The following is an 18343-nucleotide window of genomic DNA, read 5'->3' on the forward strand; positions in this document are numbered from 1 at the left end:
GGCCGGTAGCCCACGTTTTTTGAAGCGCAACGCTCGCGCCTGGGCCGTCGCGTACTCGCCCACGAAAGGCGGCCTTCCTCCGCGTGGGTCGGGAAACGAGGGAGCAGTTCGGACTCGGCAGCCAGGAAGTGGCCCTCAACTTCTCAGGGCGTCAGCAGAAGGAGCGGGCAGGCGTGCGTTCACGCGCTCGTCCCCGCACTCTGCACGTGAGATTCGAGCGCGCCGACCACGTCGAACAGATCGCCGACGAGCCCCACATCGGCCACCGAGAAGATCGGCGCGTCCCGGTCCTTGTTCACGGCGACGATGAACTTCGAGTCCTTCATGCCGGCGAGGTGCTGGATCGCGCCCGAGATGCCGAACGCCATATACACGTCGGGTGCCACGCTGCGGCCGGTCTGTCCGACCTGCGCGGCGTTAGGCGCATAGCCGGCATCCACGGCGGCGCGCGACGCCCCGAGCGCCGCGCCGAGGTTGTCGGCGAGCTTGCCGAGGCGCGCCATGTTCTCCTGCGAAGCGAGGCCGCGTCCACCCGCAACCACCACGCGCGCGCTGCCGAGGTCTTGCCCGCTCTGCCCGGCGGCGCGGCGCTCGACTAGCCGCGTGGCGGCGAACGGCGAGATAGATGCGAGCGCAACGACCTGCGCCGCGCCACCTTTCGCTTCGACCGGTGCGAATGACGAAGTCCGCACGCTGGCATAAGTGCGCGCCGTGGCGCTCGTCACCGTCGCAATCACACTGCCCGCATAGAGGCCGCGCACGAACTGCCTGCGCTCGCGAATGGCGATCACGTCGGCGATAAAGGCGCCTTCGGTGAGCGCCGCCGCGCGCGGCAATGCAGCGCGGCTGGCGGCGCGGTGCGCCGCGAGCACTGCCGAGTACTCTCCGGCGAGGGCGTGCAATTGCGCCGCGATTGTTTCCGGTGTGAGCGCTTCGAATGCGCCAGAGGATGCGACCAGCACGCGCTGGACGCCGCTCACATGCGCCGCCGCTGCCGCACTCGACGCATCGAATACGAGCAGATCGACGGGTTGCCCCAGTTGCAGCGCCGCGCCTATCACGCGCAGCGTCACATCGGAAATCGATCCTACGTCGGCATCGGCCAGGACCAGCGTTCTCATAGCCAAACTCCCACGGTTTCGAATACGCATCGATCGGCGAGCGCTGCGAGCAGCGCGTCGACACTGTCCACCATCACGCCAGGCTCGCGCACGGGCGGCTCGTTCAGTTTCAGCACGTGGCTGCTGGCGTTCGACACGCCGCCGAGCGCCCCCGCTTCGCGCGTGGCGAGCGGCTTCTGCTTTGCCTTGACGATGCTCGGCAGCGTCACGCGGCGGGGCTCGGCCAGGCGCAGATCGGCGCTGATCACGGCGGGGCCGTCGAGTTGCCATGTGGCGGTGCCCGCATCGTCGCCGCAGTTCGCGCGCCAGCCGCCGTCGATGGCGTCGAGCGCGCTCGCATTCAGCGCCTGCGGCCAGCCCAGCAGTGCGGCGAGCATGGCGGCCACGCCGCCCACGTCGCCATCGATGGCCTGCTTGCCGCACAGCACGAGACCGTAGTCGACCTCGTTCATGTGCGCGGTCAGGAGCCGCGCGACGGCGAGCGAATCGAGCGTGGCCGTGGCGGCCCCCGTGTCGACCAGCACCGCGTCGTCGGCGCCCATGGCGAGCGCGGTGCGCAGCACGTCCTGGTGCGCGGGCAGGCCGCAGGTCAGCACCGTGACGCGCGAGGCCACCCCGGCTTCCTTCAGCTGCAGCGCTTTTTCGAGCGCGCATTCGTCGAACGGATTGAGCGACATCTTGAGCCCTGCCGTTTCGATCGCGCCGGCGCTGCTCACGCGCACGCGCACGTTCGGGTCAACCACGCGCTTGACGGGTACGAGAATGCGGACAGTCATCTGTTTTCTCCTGTTTGCATGAGAAAGCACATTGCGCGCTGGCGTTACGACACCGCGCCCAGACCGTACTTGCCGGTCAGCAGCGCGCCGCTCGCAAAGCGTTCCAGTGCGTACGGTTCGAGAGAGACGTCGGTGGGCAGGCCGAGCGCGTGCTGGGCAAGCAGCTTGCCGATGCCCGGCGAGAGCTTGAAGCCGTGACCCGAGAAGCCGAAGCCCACCGTGAGGCCTTCCACGTCGGCAACGTTGCCGAGCACGGGGTTCCAGTCGGGCGTGACGTCGTACACGCCGGTCCAAGACGAGGCGAGGCCCGCCGTTTCGTAGGCGGGAAAGTGTTCGGCCACCTGTGCGCCGACTTCCGCCACATAGTCGAGGGAGATCTCGCCCTGCTCGGTCTCGGGCGCGTTGAGCGTTTCGCCCACTACACCTTCGGAGACCAGCATCTGGCTGCCGCCGTAGCTGCGGAAATAGAGCATGCCCGGCGAGCCGAGGTCCTTGAATGCGGGCATGGCGAACGTGTAGGGGGCGGCTTCGCATTCGAGCGCGAGCACGGTGTGGCGCTCGGGCTTGACCGGCAGCGGCACGCCGATCCATTCGGAGAGTTCAGGGGTCCAGATGTTTTGCGTGCTGACGAGCGTGCCGCAACCGAAGCGGCCCGCCGACGTTTGCACGCCCACCACGCGGCGGCCTTCGCGCACGAGGCCGGTCACGCGCACCCCTTCCATGATCTTCACGCCGCGACGGCGCGCAGAGCGTGCGAAGCCGGTCGCGACGAGGTAGGCGTCGGCGAAGCCGGCTTCGGGCTCGAAGCCGATCAGCGCGGCGTCGTCGAAGGTGGCGATCGGCAGGCGCGCCCGCGCTGTCTGGCGGTCGAGCAGCTGTACCTCGATGCCCATTTCCTGCTGGGCGCGCAGTGAGGCTGCCAGTGGGTCGAGCTTGTCGCCCTCGGGCGCGCTGATCATGTAGCCGCATTTGACGAGGCCGCACGAGGCTTCGTCGTCCCCGAGATAGTCGGCGAAATTGTTGAAGGCCCACCAGGAAGCGCGGGCGAGTTCGACGTTCTGGCGCACCGAGTAATGCGTGCGCAGCAGCCCGGAGGACTGCGAGGTGGTGCCCGCGCCGATCGTCCCCTGTTCGAGGACGAGCACGCTTTTCGCACCGAGCGCGGCGAGATGGTGGGCGACGGACGTGCCGATCACGCCGGCGCCGATCACGACATAGTCAAAGTGGCTCATGGGGCCCCCGTGGATGAACGATGGGCAAATTCTGCGTCCCAGGTGCCCGCCATTATTTTGTATTAGGCAAACTTATGGTTCATCGATGCAATTGCTCATCGTCCGTGTGTTGAGCCGCCCGGGCGGCATCATGTGGAAGACGACGCGGTCGCGTCGCTCGCGCAGACTTCCGCGGAGCTCCTCATGAGACGTACCCAGGCGCCAATCGATCTCAACGCCTTGCAGGCTTTTCTCGCGGTGTGCGAGACCGGATCGATGACCGGCGCGGCGAAACAGCTCGGCGTGAGCCAGAGCGCGGTGAGCCAGGCCATCGCGGCGCTCGAGCGAGATCAGGGCGTGGTCCTGTTCGATCGCGAAAGCCGGCCTCCACGGCCGAACGTCGCGGGCCGCGCGCTGCTCGAACTGGCAGGCTCGCTGCTCGAGCATGCGCAAATGGTCAGCGCGCGCATCGGCGACGCATCGAACGTGGGCACGTTGCCCGTGCGGCTTGGCTGCGTGGATTCGTTCGCGGCGACCGTGGGCCCGGAACTGATTCGCGCGGTGTCGGGCTCGGCCCGGCAGATTGCGTTGTGGTCCGGCTTGACCCCTGGCTTGAGCAAGCAGTTGCACGATCGCGAGCTCGATCTCGCGGTGTGCACGCAGACGAACCTCAACGACGCACGCATCGTCGAGGCGCCGCTCTTTTCGGAGGCGTTCGTCGTGGTCGTCTCGCGCGCGTTGCTTGCGGAGCGCGGGAACATCGACTGGCGCACGCTTGCGCTCGAAATGCCGATGATCCGCTACACCCCTCGCTCGGTGATCGGACAGCAGGTCGAGCGCTATGCGCGGCATCTCGGCATCGACAGTGCGCGCCGCTATGAATTCGACGCGACCGATCCGCTCCTGAGCCTCGTCGCGGCCCGGCTCGGCTTCGCGATTTCCACGCCGTTGTGTCTCTGGCAGGCGCGCCATTATTTGCCCGAGATCGCCGTGTTGCCGCTGCCGGCCGGACGGCTCGGGCGGCGCGACTTCTTCCTGCTTCATCGACAGGGCGAGTGGGACGCGTTTGCGCACGAGATCGTTGCGTTGACGCGGCGCGTGCTTGACGCCTCCATCAGGCCGGCACTCGCGCGCGCGCTGCCGCAACTGCCCGAAGACGCATTGATGTAGCGGATCTGCAATATTTTTGTACGAGAGGAGTGCAGCCCATGCTCTCCAGCATGGTCGGTTCGGCGCTCGACGCGGTGAAAGCGCTCGCACCGACGCTCGTGCGTTGATAAGTATTTCTGATAATCGAGCGTAAGCCCGCGTCCCGATTCAGTGCAGCAGCGCACGTCAGGCAGGAAAACCGCGCACCGTCAGCAGGCAAACGCCGATGCGAGAGAATCGGCAAGGTAAGCGGGACAGGGCCGGCATGCGCGCCAGGTGTTTATCTGCAGGAATTTTTAGTTCATGAAGATAAACATGGCACGGACGTTGCGTAAGAAGCAGCACAGGCGAGATTGCAAGGCTTGCGCCTCACTCGGCGGTTCCCGGCGGATAGATGAAGATCGACAGGAACTGGATGGGCGTCTTGATGAGGCGCTCGGGGCCGTGAGGAATATCGGCCTGGAAAGTAAGCGTGTCGCCGGGATGGAGGATGTAGGTTTGCTGGCCGTGGCGGTATTCGATCACCCCCTTGAGCATGTGGATGAATTCGGTGCCGGGGTGTTCGAAGGTCGGGAAGCGTTCCGCTTCGTCCTCCATGGTGATGAGGAAAGGTTCGAAAGCTTTGCGCGGACCTTGGTCGTAAGCGAGCAGATGGTAAGTGTGGCCGCGTTTGGTGCCCTTGCGAACGACTTCCATGCCCGCGCCTTTCTTGACGAGTTGCGCGTCGCCTTGCGGCACGTCGAAGTTGCGAAAGAGCGCGGAAAGGGAGACGCCGAGCGCCTGGGCGATGCGGTGCAGGACGTCGAGCCCGGTCGAGGTCTGCGCGTTCTCGATCTTCGAGAGCATGCCGCGGCTGATGCCGGCTTGTTCGGCCACCTGCGCGATGGTCAGCGCGTGGCGCTGGCGCAGGTCGCGAATGGTGGCGCCCAGAAAGCGCTCGAGCGCAGTTTTGCTGTCGTCCCCAGTGTGCATGATCGGCCTCGGTAGAGATGCTTGACGCGTAGCGGGCACGCAGTGGCGCGCGCCGGTTGTTTCACGCCATGAAGCATTGTTGCATGGCAGGAAAAGGATTTCCAGACGGAGCGCGTAACGAGAAGTGCGTAACGAGAGCGCGATGGCGGGTGCGCATGAGTGCCCCGAACGATGGCCAGCAAGTCCCCGGAACCGGCCCAGGCGCGATGCGCCCAGCCTCTTTCAACCGCAAACGGAGTTGGTGCAAGGAGTGACGATGAATCTGAACGACGCGAGTAAGCTGCCGCTCAGCGAGCCCGGAAGCGTGCCCCGTTTCGACTCGGCAGAAAACGCGCAAGGCTGGCTTGCTCAGCAGGGCGTGAAGTACGTTTTGGCGCAGTTCGTCGACATCCATGGTGTCGCAAAGGCCAAGTCGGTGCCGGTCGCGCATTTGAAGACGGTGCTCGAGGCGGGAGCCGGCTTCGCAGGGTTTGCAATCTGGGGTGTCGGCATCGAGCCGAACGGCCCCGATTTCATGGCAGTCGGCGATCTCGCGACGCTCACGCCCGTTCCGTGGCAGCCGGGCCTCGCCCGCATCGTCTGCGAGGGGCACGTGAACGGCGAAGCGTGGCCGTTCGATTCCCGCGTAACGCTCAAGCGCCAGGTAGCACGCCTGACCGAGCGTGGCTGGACTCTTTTCACAGGGCTCGAGCCGGAATTCTCGCTGCTGCGCCGCTCCGCTAGCGGAACCCTCGAACCATGCGATCCCAGCGATACGCTGGCGAAGCCGTGCTACGACTATAAGGGGCTATCGCGCACGCGGGTGTTTCTCGAGCGGCTCACCGAAGCACTGCGCTCGGTCGGCATCGACGTCTACCAGATCGACCACGAGGACGCCAACGGCCAGTTCGAAATCAACTACACGTACACCGACTGCCTGACGTCGTGCGATCACTACGTGTTCTTCAAAATGGCCGCGTCGGAGATTGCCAACGAGCTAGGCATGATCTGCTCGTTCATGGCGAAGCCGTTCGCGAACCGGCCCGGCAACGGCATGCACATGCATATCTCGATCGGCGACGGCAAGCGCAATCTGTTCGCCGACGGCGGCGACCCGCTGGGCATGGGCCTGTCGAAGCTCGGCTACCAGTTCACCGCCGGCATTCTTGCGCACGCCCCCGCGCTCACCGCGCTGTGCAATCCGACCGTCAACTCGTACAAGCGCCTCGTGGTGGGGCGCTCGCTCACCGGCGCGACGTGGGCGCCGGCCTATGTGAGTTATGGCGACAACAACCGCTCGACCATGGTGCGCATGCCCGGCGAGCGCATCGAACTGCGTCTGCCGGACGGCTCCTGCAACCCGTACCTCGCAACGGCCGCCGTGATTGCCGCGGGGCTCGACGGGATCGACCGGCAACTCGATCCGGGCGCGCCGGCAAACGAAAACCTTTACGAGTGGTCGTCGGAGCGACTTGCCGCGCAGGGCATTGCGGTGTTGCCGCAAAACCTCGAACAGGCGCTCGACGCGCTCGAGGCGGACACGCTGATCTGCGAAGCGCTCGGCCCCGTGGCCGGTGAGTTTCTCAAGCTCAAGCGCATGGAGTGGCTCGAATACATGCGGCACGTGTCCGACTGGGAACTCAAGAGCTACCTCGAATTTTTCTAAGGAGAACAGACGATGTGTGGAATCGTAGGGTTGCTGGTGAAGACGCCGGCGCTACGCGAGCGGCTCGGCGAGCTGATGGTGCCGATGCTGATCGGCATGACCGAGCGCGGACCCGATTCGGCGGGGCTTGCGGTGTTCGGCAGCGAGGTGGATGCGAGCCAGCGCAAGCTGAGCCTGTACGCGGGCTTCACGGACGAGGGCGCACAATTTCCCTGGGCCGCACTTGCCGACGCACTCAATCACGCCATGGACATCACCGCGCGCTTCGACGTGAAGGGCAATCATGCAGTGCTCACGCTTCAGGGCGATGCGGAGCGCGTCAAGACGTGGTTGCGCGAGCACTGTCCCAAGCTCTATCTGCTTTCCACTGGACGCTCGATCGATCTCTACAAGGACATCGGCTCGCCGGCCGAAGTGGCTGCGCGCTATGACTTCGCGAACCTCAAAGGCTCGCACCTCGTCGGCCACACGCGCATGGCCACGGAATCGGCCGTCACGCCGGACCGCGCGCATCCGTTCACGGCGGGAGAGGACTTCTGCCTCGTGCACAACGGATCGCTTTCGAACCCGTATGGCGTGCGGCGCAAGCTCGAGCCGCTTGGCATCCGCTTCGATACCGACAACGACACCGAAGCCGCTTGCCGTTTCATCGAATGGCGTTTGCGCGAGGGCGATGCGCTGCCCGAGGCGCTGCAAAAAGGCTTCGAGGAGCTGGACGGCTTCTATACGTTCCTGATGGGCACGACGACCGAGCTCGCGCTGATCCGCGATCCGTTCGCGTGCAAGCCGGCCGTGGTCGCGGAGAACGACGACTACGTAGCGATTGCCTCTGAGTTTCGCTCGCTCGCGCATCTGCCCGATATCCGCAATGCGAAGGTCTTCGAACCCGCTCCCGAGGAGATGTACGTATGGAAAGCCTGAATTTCGATCTCGATACGCAGACGGTCCGGGACCTGAACCAATACCTGCACGGCGACACCGCGGCGCTGGCGGGGCAGCGCATCGCCGTCACGTCGCCGAATGGGGCACACAACATCGCGGTGGGCGTAGATGCCGACCTGCATGTGACGATCAAGGGCCACGCGGGCTACTACGCCGGCGGGATGAACCAGCAGGCGACGATCGTGATCGAGGGGAGCGCCGGCACGGGCGTCGCCGAGAACATGATGAGCGGAAAGGTGCATGTGCGAGGCTTCGCCTCGAACGGCGCGGGCGCTTCTGCGCACGGCGGACTGCTCGTGATCGACGGCGACGCGGGTCTGCGCTGCGGAATCTCGCTCAAGGGCGGCGACATCGTGGTGGGCGGCTCCGTGGGCAGCTTCTCGGCCTTCATGGCGCAGGCGGGCCGCATGGTGATATGCGGCGACGCGGGCGACGCGCTGGGCGATTCGCTCTATGAAGCGGTGCTCTACGTGCGCGGCGAAGTGAAATCGCTCGGGGCGGACGCGCAGTACGAACCGATGAGCGATGCCGATCTCGACGCAGTGCGCATGTTGCTCGCGGCGGGCGGCCTGGATCACGATCCAGCGTCCTTCAAGCGAATCGCGTCGGCACGCGCGCTCTATCACTGGAACGCCGACGCGAACCAGGAATACTGAACACACGCACTCTGAGAAGGTTCCCCATGGATGCCAAACCCGTTCAATTCGTTCGTTTGCAGCACGAAGAGTCGCACGGCTACGACCGCAAGACGATCGACTATATCCACTCGGCGGCGCAGCGAGGTCTCTATGAGATCCGCGGTCTGGGCGCGAAACGCCACGTGCCGCATTTCGACGACCTGCTGTTTCTCGGCGCCTCGCTGTCGCGCTATCCGCTCGAAGGGTACCGCGAAAAGTGCTCGACCCAGACCGTGCTGGGCACTCGCTTCGCGAAGAAACCTGTCGTGCTGGATATTCCGGTCACGATTGCGGGCATGAGCTTCGGCGCGCTGTCCGCGAACGTCAAGGGGGCGCTCGGGCAGGCCGCGACGGCGATGGGCACGTCCACGACCACCGGCGACGGCGGCATGACCCAGGAGGAGCGCCGCGCGTCGAAGACGCTGGTCTATCAGTGCCTGCCGTCGCGCTACGGCTTCAATCCGGACGACGTGCGCCGTGCCGACGCGATCGAAATCGTGATTGGCCAGGGCGCAAAGCCGGGCGGTGGCGGGATGCTGCTCGGGCAGAAAGTCAATCCGCGCGTGGCGGCGATGCGTACCTTGCCAGCCGGCGTCGACCAGCGCTCGGCGAGCCGTCACCCGGACTGGACCGGTCCCGACGATCTGGCGAACAAGATCCAGGAACTGCGCGAAATTACTGACTGGAACACGCCGGTGTATGTGAAGGTCGGGGCAACCCGCACGTTCAACGACGTCAAGCTTGCCGTACATGCTGGCGCGGACGTGGTCGTGATCGACGGAATGCAGGGGGGCACCGCGGCCACGCAGACCTGCTTCATCGAGAACGTCGGGATTCCGACGCTGGCTGCGGTTCGCCAGGCGGTGGACGCTCTCGAAGAACTGAACATGAAAGGGCAGGTGCAGCTGATCGTGTCGGGCGGCATACGGACCGGAGCCGACGTAGCCAAGGCGCTGGCGCTCGGTGCAGACGCCGTCGCGATCGGGCAGGGCATGCTGATGGCACTCGGCTGCAATAGCGACAGCTACTTCCAGAACGGCGCGCTGCATTCGGCGGCTGCCGACTATGCAGCGCTTGGCACGTCGCCGGGCTTCTGCCACCACTGCCACACCGGCAAATGCCCCGTTGGCGTGACGACGCAGGACGCCGTGCTCGAACAGCGCGTCCAGCCCGACGAAGGTTCGCGCCGCGTGCGCAACTATCTGAAGACGCTGAACATGGAACTGACGACGATCGCGCGTGCCTGCGGGAAGCAGAACGTGCATCACCTCGAGCCCGAGGATCTGGTCGCCCTGACCGTGGAAGCCGCAGCGATGGCACGCGTGCCGCTCGCGGGCACTTCGTGGATTCCTGGCTGGAACAATTAAATTCAGTTGGCTGGAATTTTTGACTCTGGGAAATTAAAGCAAAGTCCGTTAAATCACCGATCTTTCAGGAGCCCTACATGAGTACGCAAAGCACCACACAAGCAGCGCCGGCATCGTCAACCGGCCTGCGTGCCGGTACTTTAGGTTTTGCCGAGGTGATTGGCCAATCTATCGCCAACGTATCGCCAACCTTTACTCCCTCGATCAATGTGACCGCGATCGCGGCGCTGGCGGGCGCGGGGACCTGGCTGATTTATGGACTTTCGACGCTCGGGCTGCTGCTGGTCAGCATGAGCATCATCGCGCTCTCGAGCCGGATTGCAACCGCCGGGTCATTCTTCATCTATATTTCGCGCGCGCTCGGGCCGATGGCAGGGGGCATGGCCGGCTGGGGTTTGATCGCGGCGTATGTGGGCACCGCGATGGGGGTAGGTGCCGCAGGTGTGGTTTTCGTGCAGAATGCCTTCTCTTCCTGGGGCATCAATATCCCCTCGTGGGCGGTCTACACCGTTTTCATTGCTCTCGCCTGGTTCTTTTCCGCACGCGACGTGAAGCTTTCCTCGCGCCTCTCACTGGCCATCGAGGCAGCTTCGGTGGTGATCGTGGGCGGCGTGCTGATCTACGTGCTTGCCCTGCATCCTGACCATATCGTCGACCATACGCAATTGAGCCTGCAGGGCGTAAGCGGGAAGGGCATGGCGCAGGGCATGGTGCTGGGCATTTTCTCGTTCGTGGGCTTCGAAAGCGCTGCCTCGCTTGGCCAGGAGACCCGCGACCCGCTGCGCATCATCCCGCGCGCCGTGGTCTGGAGCTTGATCCTGTCGGGTGTCTTCTTCATGTTCGTCGCGTATTCGATGACGATCGCCTACCACGACGATGCAGCCAAGCTCGGCGCCGATTCGGCCGTGCTTACCACGTTGCTGACGAGCGTCGGCGCCTCGCCGCTCGGCCCGGTGTTTTATCTGATCGCCTCGGTCAGCGCGTTCTCGTGTGTCCTCGCGTGCATCAACTCGTCGAGCCGCCTGCTGTATTCCATGGGACGCTACCAGTTCGTGCATCGCTCGATGGGGATGGTTCACCGCACGCACCAGACGCCGTATCTCGCCGTGGCATTTTCGTCGATCGTGACCTTCCTCGTGTGCATTGCGATGGTTGGCACCGGTCCGCTCAATACCTTCGGTTACACGAGTACGTTCGCCACCTTTGGCTTTCTGGTGACCTATTTTCTCGTCGCGGTTTCCGCGCCTATCTATCTGAAGAAGCTGGGCGTGCTCAAGCCGGTCAACGTGCTGTGGAGCGTGCTTGGCGCGCTGGCGATGGTCGGCGCAGTGATCGGCAGCGTCTATCCGGTGCCGGACTATCCGTATAACATACTGCCGTATCTGTTCGTAGCCTACATGCTGGTCGGCACGGTCTGGTTGCTCATGCTGAAGAAGCGTTCGCCTCAGGTGCTCGAGAAGATCGAACACGATCTGGAAACCAGCGACGTGATGACTCACGGCAAAAAGTAAATGACTGAACCGCGCTCCCTGGACCGCCTGTCTGCACCAGCTGCGGACCGGAGGTCGGTCCATGCAGCCGGGACGGCCGTTGCACCTCGCGAAGCGTATTCTCAGGAAGTCAACTTGCAGTTGCAGCCCGAGCGCGGCGAATGCGCCGCGCTCGAGATCGGCTGCGTCTCCAGCCCGGCGCGCCTGCGTGGGCAAAATCGCGTCAACGAGGACTATTTCGGCGTGATGCTCGGCGACCTGGCTGCGCGCGCCGCGCGTGGCAGTGTGATCGCGCTGGCTGACGGAGTGAGCGGAAGTCAGGGCGGCCGGGTCGCGGCCGAGCTTTCAGTGCGTACCTTCATCGATGCGTATTACGGGCTACCCGAAACACTCCAGCCCAGCGTGGCCGCGGCGCGTTCGCTACAGGCGCTGCACGGCTGGCTGCACCACATGGGCCGCGTCGATCCAAAGCTTAAACAGATGGCCGCGTCATTTGCGGCGCTGGTCATACGGCGCGCCACAGCGTATCTGGTCGCAGCCGGAGATGTGCGGCTCTATTTGCTGCGCGACGGGCAACTGGCACAAATCGGCGAAGACGATATTGTGCCGGTTGCTTTTGGTTCGTACGTGGCGCACGCCATTGGCATGAACCCGGCGCTCGTGACCCGCTTCGAAACGTTCGAACTGCGTGAGGGTGATCGCCTGCTATTGTGCTCGGACGGTCTTTATCGTCATGTGCCAGTGCGTGAACTGCAGACGGTGCTCGCGACGCGCAACGGCGCGCTCGAAACTGCGCGCCGACTCGACGCGCTGGCGCTGACGCGCGGCTCCCAGGACGACGTTACGAGCGCGGTGATTGACGTCGGCAGCCTGCCGTTGCTCGACGGCGGGTACCTGGAGCGAGTGGTCGGAATGCTGCCGATTCTCGCCGTGCCCGACGCCGGTGAGGTTATCGATGGATATCTGCTCAAGAGCGTGCTCAGCGATGGATTTTATTCGCGGATCTTCGCCGGCTGCGATCTGGCCGATCCGGACAAGCCATTGGCGCTCAAGTTTCCCAAACCGCGCGTCGAGCAAGACGAGAACATACGCCAGTCGACAGTGCGTGAGCGCTGGCTCGCAGGCAAGGTCGGCGACGCCGGCGTGCTCGCGCCGCTGCCTGTTGACGCCAATCGGCAAACCCGGCTTTATGTGGTGATGCCGCTCGGTGCGGGGGTCACGCTCGAACAGCTGCTTTCGGCGCCCGAGCCCATGGGGCTGCCGCGCGCGCTCGGAATAGCACGGCAATTGGGCCGCTCGATCGACGCGCTGAATCGGCGCAATGTCTTCCATCGCGATATCAAGCCCGAAAACGTGCTGGTGATGCAGGACGACAGGACGTGCCTGCTCGACCTGGGCTTTGGTCATATGCCCGGTATGGAACTGCCGGGCCCAGCCTCCGCGCCTGGCTCGCCCGCGTACATGGCGCCTGAGTTGATGAGGGGTGCGCAAGGCGATGCGCGCTCCGAGGTATTTGCGTATGGCGTGACGTTGTACCGGCTGTTCAGCGGCGGCAAACTGCCGTACGGCTTCAATGGTCGCGTGCCGCTCTACGAGTACCGGCTCGACGCGCCGCATTGGCTTGACCTCGTGCTGGAGAAAGCGCTGCAGTCCGATCCCGCACGCAGGTATCAGGACGTACTCGCAGTCTGCGCCGATCTCGAGCGCCTTTCGAGCGGCCAGGGCGCGATGGCCCCGGTTAGACGTAAGCCCTTGCTCGAGAGCGAACCAGTGCTGTTCTGGCAGGGGATCTCGGTTCTGTTGCTGGCGCTGCTGCTGTGGTCGCTGATACGGCGATGAGCTTTCGCGTTTACATGCGGACAGATTGAACCGCGCAATACCGATCCCAAATCGGTGAGCCAGAGGGATCAGGCTACCCAACCGAACTCGGCGCTCGTGGGGAACCACTGCTGACCGAAGGGGAGGTCCTCGCCATATCCGTAGGGCTGGACACGGGCTGTCCGAGACGCGATCGAGATGGTATCCGGCGAGTCGGCGCAACAGAACAACCGCAAATAATCGTTGCGATCAGCGCAATTCCTGGCAGCGGTCATTCCGCCGTCCGCTCGCCTACTCAGTCGGACATGCCGCCGGTTTTCTGCCCGCCTGCCAGCACTGCGGGCAACGACGGGTTTTCCGCCTGCGTGTAACGCGCCTGAATAGCGGCGCAAATGCGCACACGACTCTCGCAGGCATCGAGTGCGTCGTCCCGCTCTACCGCGCGCGCTTCCGAGGCCAGATCGGCATCGCCGATCTGCTCTTCGAACCAGCGCGAATAGTCGCCCCTCAGGCGATGGAATTGCCACGTGTCGGCATCGATGCCTTGCGCCAGTTCGATGAAGAACACCAGGTTATGTGCGCGCAGATTCAGCTTGCCGTGTTCGCCGCGAAAATAAAAGCTGCGCTCGGGGATCAGCAAGCCTTCCGCGTATTTGCGGAGATGGCGCCGCTTTTCCTTGTGACCCGGTTCGAGGCAAACCGCCTGCGGCGCAGCTGCTTCACTGACGCGCCATAGCAGCGCCTCGCCACGCTTGAGCTCCGAAAGGTCCGTAGTCGGTCCCGGGCCCATAGCAGGCGGCAGCGGACGTTCACTTCCCGACGCGAAACGTTGCAGGGCCTCTTCGGCGTCATCGCCCATTGCCAGCACGACGCCGACCTGACGCAAGAACGCCGGTGCGAGCTGATCGGGCGACACCGTTACGGCCAGCGCGGTTTCGAGCGTTTGCGGGATCGCCTGGCTCGCGCCTTCCCATGCTGCCGGAAACAGATGATGTGCTTCGTCGAACACGACCCAGTGCGGACGACCGGTGCGCGTGCGCAAGCGCTGAACGTGCAACAGCAGGTTCGCGCAGAAGCCGGGGCGATCCGCCTGCGGCACGCGCAGGAGGTTGACGGCGACTACGGGTCGTCCTGGACGGGTCAACAACTGCACCACCTCTTCGACCGAAGGCGCGCTGTCCGCGTCACCGAGGACGATAGTCGTGTCGTCGTTGGCATAATCTCCCTCGGGATCGATCACGCACAACTGGCAGCCCGCGCATGCGAGCCGCTCCAGCATGCCTGCGGTCGCAGTCGACTTGCCGCAACCTGACGGGCCGACGAGCAGGGAAACGCTCCCTTGCAGCGGGAGCCACTCCTGGTTTTTCTCAGGGTCTTGCTCGTTGCTCTTCTGATTGTCCTGCGAGGCGCGGCGTGTCCCCAGCAGGATGCGGTGGCGCGGCGATAGGGCAGTAATCGGGCGCAGATCCTCGGCGAGCAGCATCCCGATCAACTCCGCGACACCTGATCCGGCCGCCGCATGCATCACGGCGTCGGCATGCTTCTTCAATGCGGGCAGCGCATTTCCGACCGCGATGCCCAGGCCGCATGCGCTGAGCAGCGCGTGATCGTTTTCGGCGTCGCCGACACTGACTACGTTCAGCGGCGCCAACTCCAATTCGTCGAGCGCCGCCTGCAGACCGCTTGCCTTCGAAATGCCCGGCGCCACGATCATTACTGCGTCGCCGTTGAAGATGATCTGCAATCCGAGGCCGAGGTCGCGGATTATGTCGAGCGCGATGTGCTCGTGCGGCTTCACTGTCGCGACCAGCGTCTCGCCGATGCCGAACGCGCCGGGCGCGCGCCGCCGCAATTCGGCCACGAAGTTTTCGGGCGGCGCGGGCGCGAGCAGACGACGGGCGCCAGTGGCAGGGTGATGCAGGACGCCGCCGTTCTCGGCCACGACGCGCGAAAAAAGATCGAGGCGCGGGCAGATCGCGAGGAGATCGTCGAGCTCGCGGCCGCTCACGAGAATGGCGTGACGGCCCGACGCGCGAAGACGTTCAACCGCCTCCCACGTCGAATCGGCGACGCGGCCGTCACTGGCCAGTGTATTGTCGTAGTCGGTGGCGAGAGCAAAGAATTGCATCGGGCTACCCCTTGCGGGTCTTGGCAAGTGCCTGATTACTCGTTACCGACCGCCTTTGATACGTCGGCGGGACTCTGATATTCCTGCTCGGGCAAAGCATCGAGGCGTTTCATCACGTCGTCGTCGGCGCCATTCGCTCTTGCGGCGTCAATCAAACTATTCTTGTCGGCTGGATAGTTGGCACCCTTCAACGCCTTCTGCACCTCGACGAACGGGGTCAGCGGGCGCTTGCCTTCGGTCTCGCGGGATTGGGACATTTGCTTCTCCTGACGGCTGGTTTGACGTGCTGAAGCTCGCTATACCTGCTGGACCTGCCTGCGCGTCGAGTATCGGCTGCTGCCAAGCGAGGGCATGGGTCGCCGGCGCGCGAGCCGCTCCGCCGACCCTGACGAACCCGCATCGCGCGTACCTGCGCACCCTCGATACGCGTATCGCGTCGCGCTATCGCTGGGCTATCTGCGGTGACTGAACAGGTCTCGGCAGACGTCGACCTATTCGCTCGCCATCCGCTGCCGCGAAGCGTTCGAGCGCCGCTTCACCGCCGCACGCGATCCAGTTCGTCAAGCCGATGGCGCGTGCCACGAGAGAAGGGGTCGGAGGCAGTCTTCTCGCATACGGTTCGGCGACCTTGGCAGCATCTGTTGGCTTTGAGCGGGCCGCGTCGGGGCTTGCGGCATCGTTGGCAGTATCGCTGTGATGCCAACTGCGGAAGGGGCCGTCTACAAGGCTCTATCGAACGGGAATGATGCTTTCCCGCTGGCTTGCCGGCGAAGCAAAAACCCGCGTACGGCACGTTGTGCCGGCGCGGGTTTTTACCTGCGGCGCTCAATGCTTCAGGCACGTATCCGCGTTTTTCCAGGTGCAAACGTCGAGACCCGTGTGAACGATCGGCTTCACCGTTTTTCCTTCGGCGAGGTCGCGCATCACCATGGCTGCCTGATAGCCCATTTCCTCAGGCCGCTGCCCGACCAGCGCATTGACCTTGTGGTCCTTGAGGGCCTGCAGTTCCGGACCGAGCGTATCGGCTGAAACGATTACGAACTGGCCACTGTTGATCTTCTCCATGATCGGCGCGACGACCTGCGAATACGCCTCGGGTGCGAAGAGCGGCCAGCCGCCCTCGAACACGAATGCCTGGAGCGTACTGGCGTTCGCAGTGAGCGTGTCCTGCATCATCTGGTTCGCTTTCGCGGCGTCGTCGTTCACGTAGAGCGGGCAGGCGCTGATCTCATGCCAGTTGCTTTCGCCCGCCAGCTTCTTGATGCCTTTCTTGCCCGAGAGCACGTCGCGCGTGCCTTGGGCGCGCTGGTTGATGTTCTCGGCCGCGGGGTTGCCCATCACGAGGCAGATGTTGCCGCCCTTGGGCATCAGCGTTTTCAGCTGCTCGCCGAGCTTGACACCCAGCTCGTAGTTGTCGGTGCCCACATACGCCTTGCGCAACGACTGGTCCTTCGGCAGCAGGTCGGCGTCCGCGGTGATGATCGGAATCTTTGCGTTGCGGCGGCGGATCACTTCGGCAATGGCTGGCGCGTTCGACGGCGAAATGGCGATCGCCGCGACGCCCTTGGTCAGCAGGTCGTCGACGATCTGCACTTCGGCGCTTTCGTCCGCAGCTGTCGCCGGGCCGGTGTAGTAGCAGTTGTAGCCCTGTTTGCTGAGCTCCTTGTTGGCCCGGTCGCAGCCCTGGTGCATGAGGTCGAAGTACGGATTGTCGAGGCCCTTCACGACCAGCGCGAGGGTCTTGTCGGCTGCGTAGGCGGAAGAGGCCAGCATGGCGAGCCCTCCGATCGCAGCGAGATACTTCCACGCCTTCTTCATGGTTTCCTCCTGTTCGGCGCCGGTTGTACGGCGCGCGTGTCTCGTCCAGTTTTCGTCATCGGAAGGAAAGCCCGCGCCCGTGCCTTGGGCTTTCTGCGGAACCTCGCGCAGCAAGTCGCGCTTCTTTTAATGGCTAACGTCCGGCGGTTCCGCTTGCAGTCCGGCCGCGCCTCCCTGAATTCCGTTCAGTCTCCTTGCCGCTCGCCGCCGAGCCGGTTGAACAGCACGGCGATGATGATGAAGCCGCCCACGACCGTGCCCTGCCAGAATGAGTCGACGCCGAGCAGGATCAGGCTGTTGCGGATCACTTCGATGAGCGCGGCGCCGACTATCGTGCCAAACGCGCTGCCCACGCCGCCCGCGAGATTGGTGCCGCCGATCACCGTGGCGGCGATCACGCGCAGCTCGTCGCCGGTGCCGAGGCCCGTGGTCACCGCGCCGAGCCAGCCCACTTCGAGAATGGCCGCAACGCCTGCCATCAGGCCGCCCAGCACATAGACCGAGCAGATGACGCGCCGTACCGGCACGCCTGTGAGATTGGCCGCATGACGGTTGCCGCCGACCGCGAAGACATAGCGGCCCCAGCGCGTGAAGGCGAAGGCGAACCAGAACAGCAGGCCGAGGACGATCAGAAACCAGACGGGATTGGCCACGCCGAGCGTTTTCCCGCCGCCGAGCACGAGGAGCTTGTGCCCGTCGGGTCCGAATTCGAAGATGGTCCGGCTTCCGGAGATCACGAGCGCGAGGCTGCGGCCTACGCTCAGCATGCCGAGTGTCACGACGAACGGCTGCATGTTGAGATACGCGATGAGCAGGCCGTTCACGAGGCCGACTACTCCAGCGGTGAGCAGGCCGAGGCCGATGCCGGCCCAGATCGGGTAGCCCGCGTTCATGGTGACGGAGAGCACGATGCCGCTCAGGCCGATCGTTGAGCCGACCGAAATGTCGATCCCGCCCGTGACGATGATGGCCATCATCCCTAGCGCGACGATGGCGACAAAGGCGAAGTTGCGCGTGACGTTGAAGAGGTTTTGCGGGGTGGCGAAAGTCGAGGTGACGAACGAGAGCAGGACGCAGGCCGCGAGCGTCGCCAGCACTACCCAGAACACCTGGCTCGCGAGCATTCCGCTCCAGCGGGTGTGGGTTTTCGCGGATTGGGGATCGTCAAGCAGTGTCGGCATCGGGTTCGGCCTTTGCGGCGCATCGTTCAATTTCGGGTCTCCTGTCGG

The 18343-nt window shown here is 64.4% G+C and carries 15 protein-coding genes; 7 read left to right on the forward strand and 8 right to left on the reverse strand.

The features are described 5' to 3' along the window. Positions 1-179 precede the first annotated feature (179 nt). Genes M3I53_RS07395 through M3I53_RS07405 form a run of 3 tightly spaced genes read right to left on the reverse strand, consistent with a single transcriptional unit; the run spans position 180 to position 3129 of the window. A complete protein-coding gene (locus M3I53_RS07395) occupies positions 180-1121 on the reverse strand; it encodes an electron transfer flavoprotein subunit alpha/FixB family protein (protein WP_254315293.1) in 942 nt (313 codons plus the stop codon). After that, entirely contained in the window at positions 1118-1897 is a 780-nt protein-coding gene (locus M3I53_RS07400; protein ID WP_254315294.1) for an electron transfer flavoprotein subunit beta/FixA family protein, read from the reverse strand. Before M3I53_RS07400 ends, M3I53_RS07395 begins: the two co-directional genes overlap by 4 nt. Before the next feature lie 44 nt (positions 1898-1941). Beyond that, positions 1942-3129 carry an FAD-binding oxidoreductase gene (locus tag M3I53_RS07405; protein ID WP_254315295.1) on the reverse strand — a complete coding sequence of 396 codons (1188 nt, stop codon included), beginning with the start codon at positions 3127-3129 and terminating at the stop codon, positions 1942-1944. A gap of 183 nt (positions 3130-3312) precedes the next feature. Here M3I53_RS07405 and M3I53_RS07410 point away from each other — a divergent pair, with 183 nt between their 5' ends. Further along, the gene (locus tag M3I53_RS07410) at positions 3313-4278 is read left to right on the forward strand and encodes a LysR family transcriptional regulator (RefSeq protein WP_254315296.1); all 966 of its coding nucleotides are present in this window, start codon (positions 3313-3315) and stop codon (positions 4276-4278) included. A gap of 348 nt (positions 4279-4626) precedes the next feature. On the opposite strand, the gene M3I53_RS07415 is transcribed toward M3I53_RS07410, so the two are convergent. Beyond that, a complete protein-coding gene (locus M3I53_RS07415; RefSeq protein WP_254315297.1) occupies positions 4627-5229 on the reverse strand; it encodes a helix-turn-helix domain-containing protein in 603 nt (200 codons plus the stop codon). Between the two features lie 256 nt (positions 5230-5485). Between M3I53_RS07415 and glnT the strand changes: the two genes are divergently transcribed. From glnT to M3I53_RS07445, 6 genes are all read left to right on the forward strand, one after another. Continuing rightward, positions 5486-6874 (forward strand): type III glutamate--ammonia ligase, encoded by a 1389-nt coding sequence (glnT, locus tag M3I53_RS07420; RefSeq protein ID WP_254315298.1) that lies wholly within the window; start codon positions 5486-5488, stop codon positions 6872-6874. A 12-nt stretch (positions 6875-6886) separates the two neighbouring features. Beyond that, complete coding sequence (locus tag M3I53_RS07425) at positions 6887-7795, forward strand: class II glutamine amidotransferase (RefSeq protein WP_254315299.1); 909 nt, start codon at positions 6887-6889, stop codon at positions 7793-7795. Then, the gene (locus M3I53_RS07430; protein WP_254315300.1) at positions 7783-8472 is read left to right on the forward strand and encodes a protein glxC; all 690 of its coding nucleotides are present in this window, start codon (positions 7783-7785) and stop codon (positions 8470-8472) included. Before M3I53_RS07425 ends, M3I53_RS07430 begins: the two co-directional genes overlap by 13 nt. A gap of 26 nt (positions 8473-8498) precedes the next feature. Next, entirely contained in the window at positions 8499-9860 is a 1362-nt protein-coding gene (locus M3I53_RS07435) for an FMN-binding glutamate synthase family protein (protein ID WP_254315301.1), read from the forward strand. A gap of 77 nt (positions 9861-9937) precedes the next feature. After that, on the forward strand, positions 9938-11371 hold the full coding sequence (locus M3I53_RS07440; RefSeq protein WP_254315302.1) for an APC family permease: 1434 nt from the start codon (positions 9938-9940) through the stop codon (positions 11369-11371). 114 nt (positions 11372-11485) lie between these two features. Further along, on the forward strand, positions 11486-13189 hold the full coding sequence (locus tag M3I53_RS07445; RefSeq protein WP_254315303.1) for a bifunctional protein-serine/threonine kinase/phosphatase: 1704 nt from the start codon (positions 11486-11488) through the stop codon (positions 13187-13189). Between the two features lie 274 nt (positions 13190-13463). Here the strand turns inward: M3I53_RS07445 and M3I53_RS07450 are convergent, their stop codons facing one another. The 4 genes from M3I53_RS07450 to M3I53_RS07465 all read right to left on the reverse strand — a co-directional run bounded on the left by M3I53_RS07450 (position 13464) and on the right by M3I53_RS07465 (position 18295). Beyond that, on the reverse strand, positions 13464-15296 hold the full coding sequence (locus M3I53_RS07450; RefSeq protein ID WP_254315304.1) for an HAD hydrolase family protein: 1833 nt from the start codon (positions 15294-15296) through the stop codon (positions 13464-13466). Positions 15297-15331: 35 nt separating this feature from the next. After that, positions 15332-15553, reverse strand: a complete 222-nt coding sequence (locus M3I53_RS07455) for a DUF2795 domain-containing protein (protein ID WP_254315305.1) — start codon at positions 15551-15553, stop codon at positions 15332-15334. Between the two features lie 568 nt (positions 15554-16121). Beyond that, positions 16122-17114, reverse strand: coding sequence for a sugar-binding protein (locus M3I53_RS07460; RefSeq protein WP_254315306.1), 993 nt, complete (start codon positions 17112-17114; stop codon positions 16122-16124). Positions 17115-17299: 185 nt separating this feature from the next. Further along, positions 17300-18295, reverse strand: coding sequence for an ABC transporter permease (locus tag M3I53_RS07465; RefSeq protein ID WP_254315307.1), 996 nt, complete (start codon positions 18293-18295; stop codon positions 17300-17302). Positions 18296-18343 lie beyond the last annotated feature (48 nt).

This window comes from Paraburkholderia sp. CNPSo 3272 (genome assembly GCF_024206495.1).
In the GTDB taxonomy this organism is placed as follows: domain Bacteria; phylum Pseudomonadota; class Gammaproteobacteria; order Burkholderiales; family Burkholderiaceae; genus Paraburkholderia.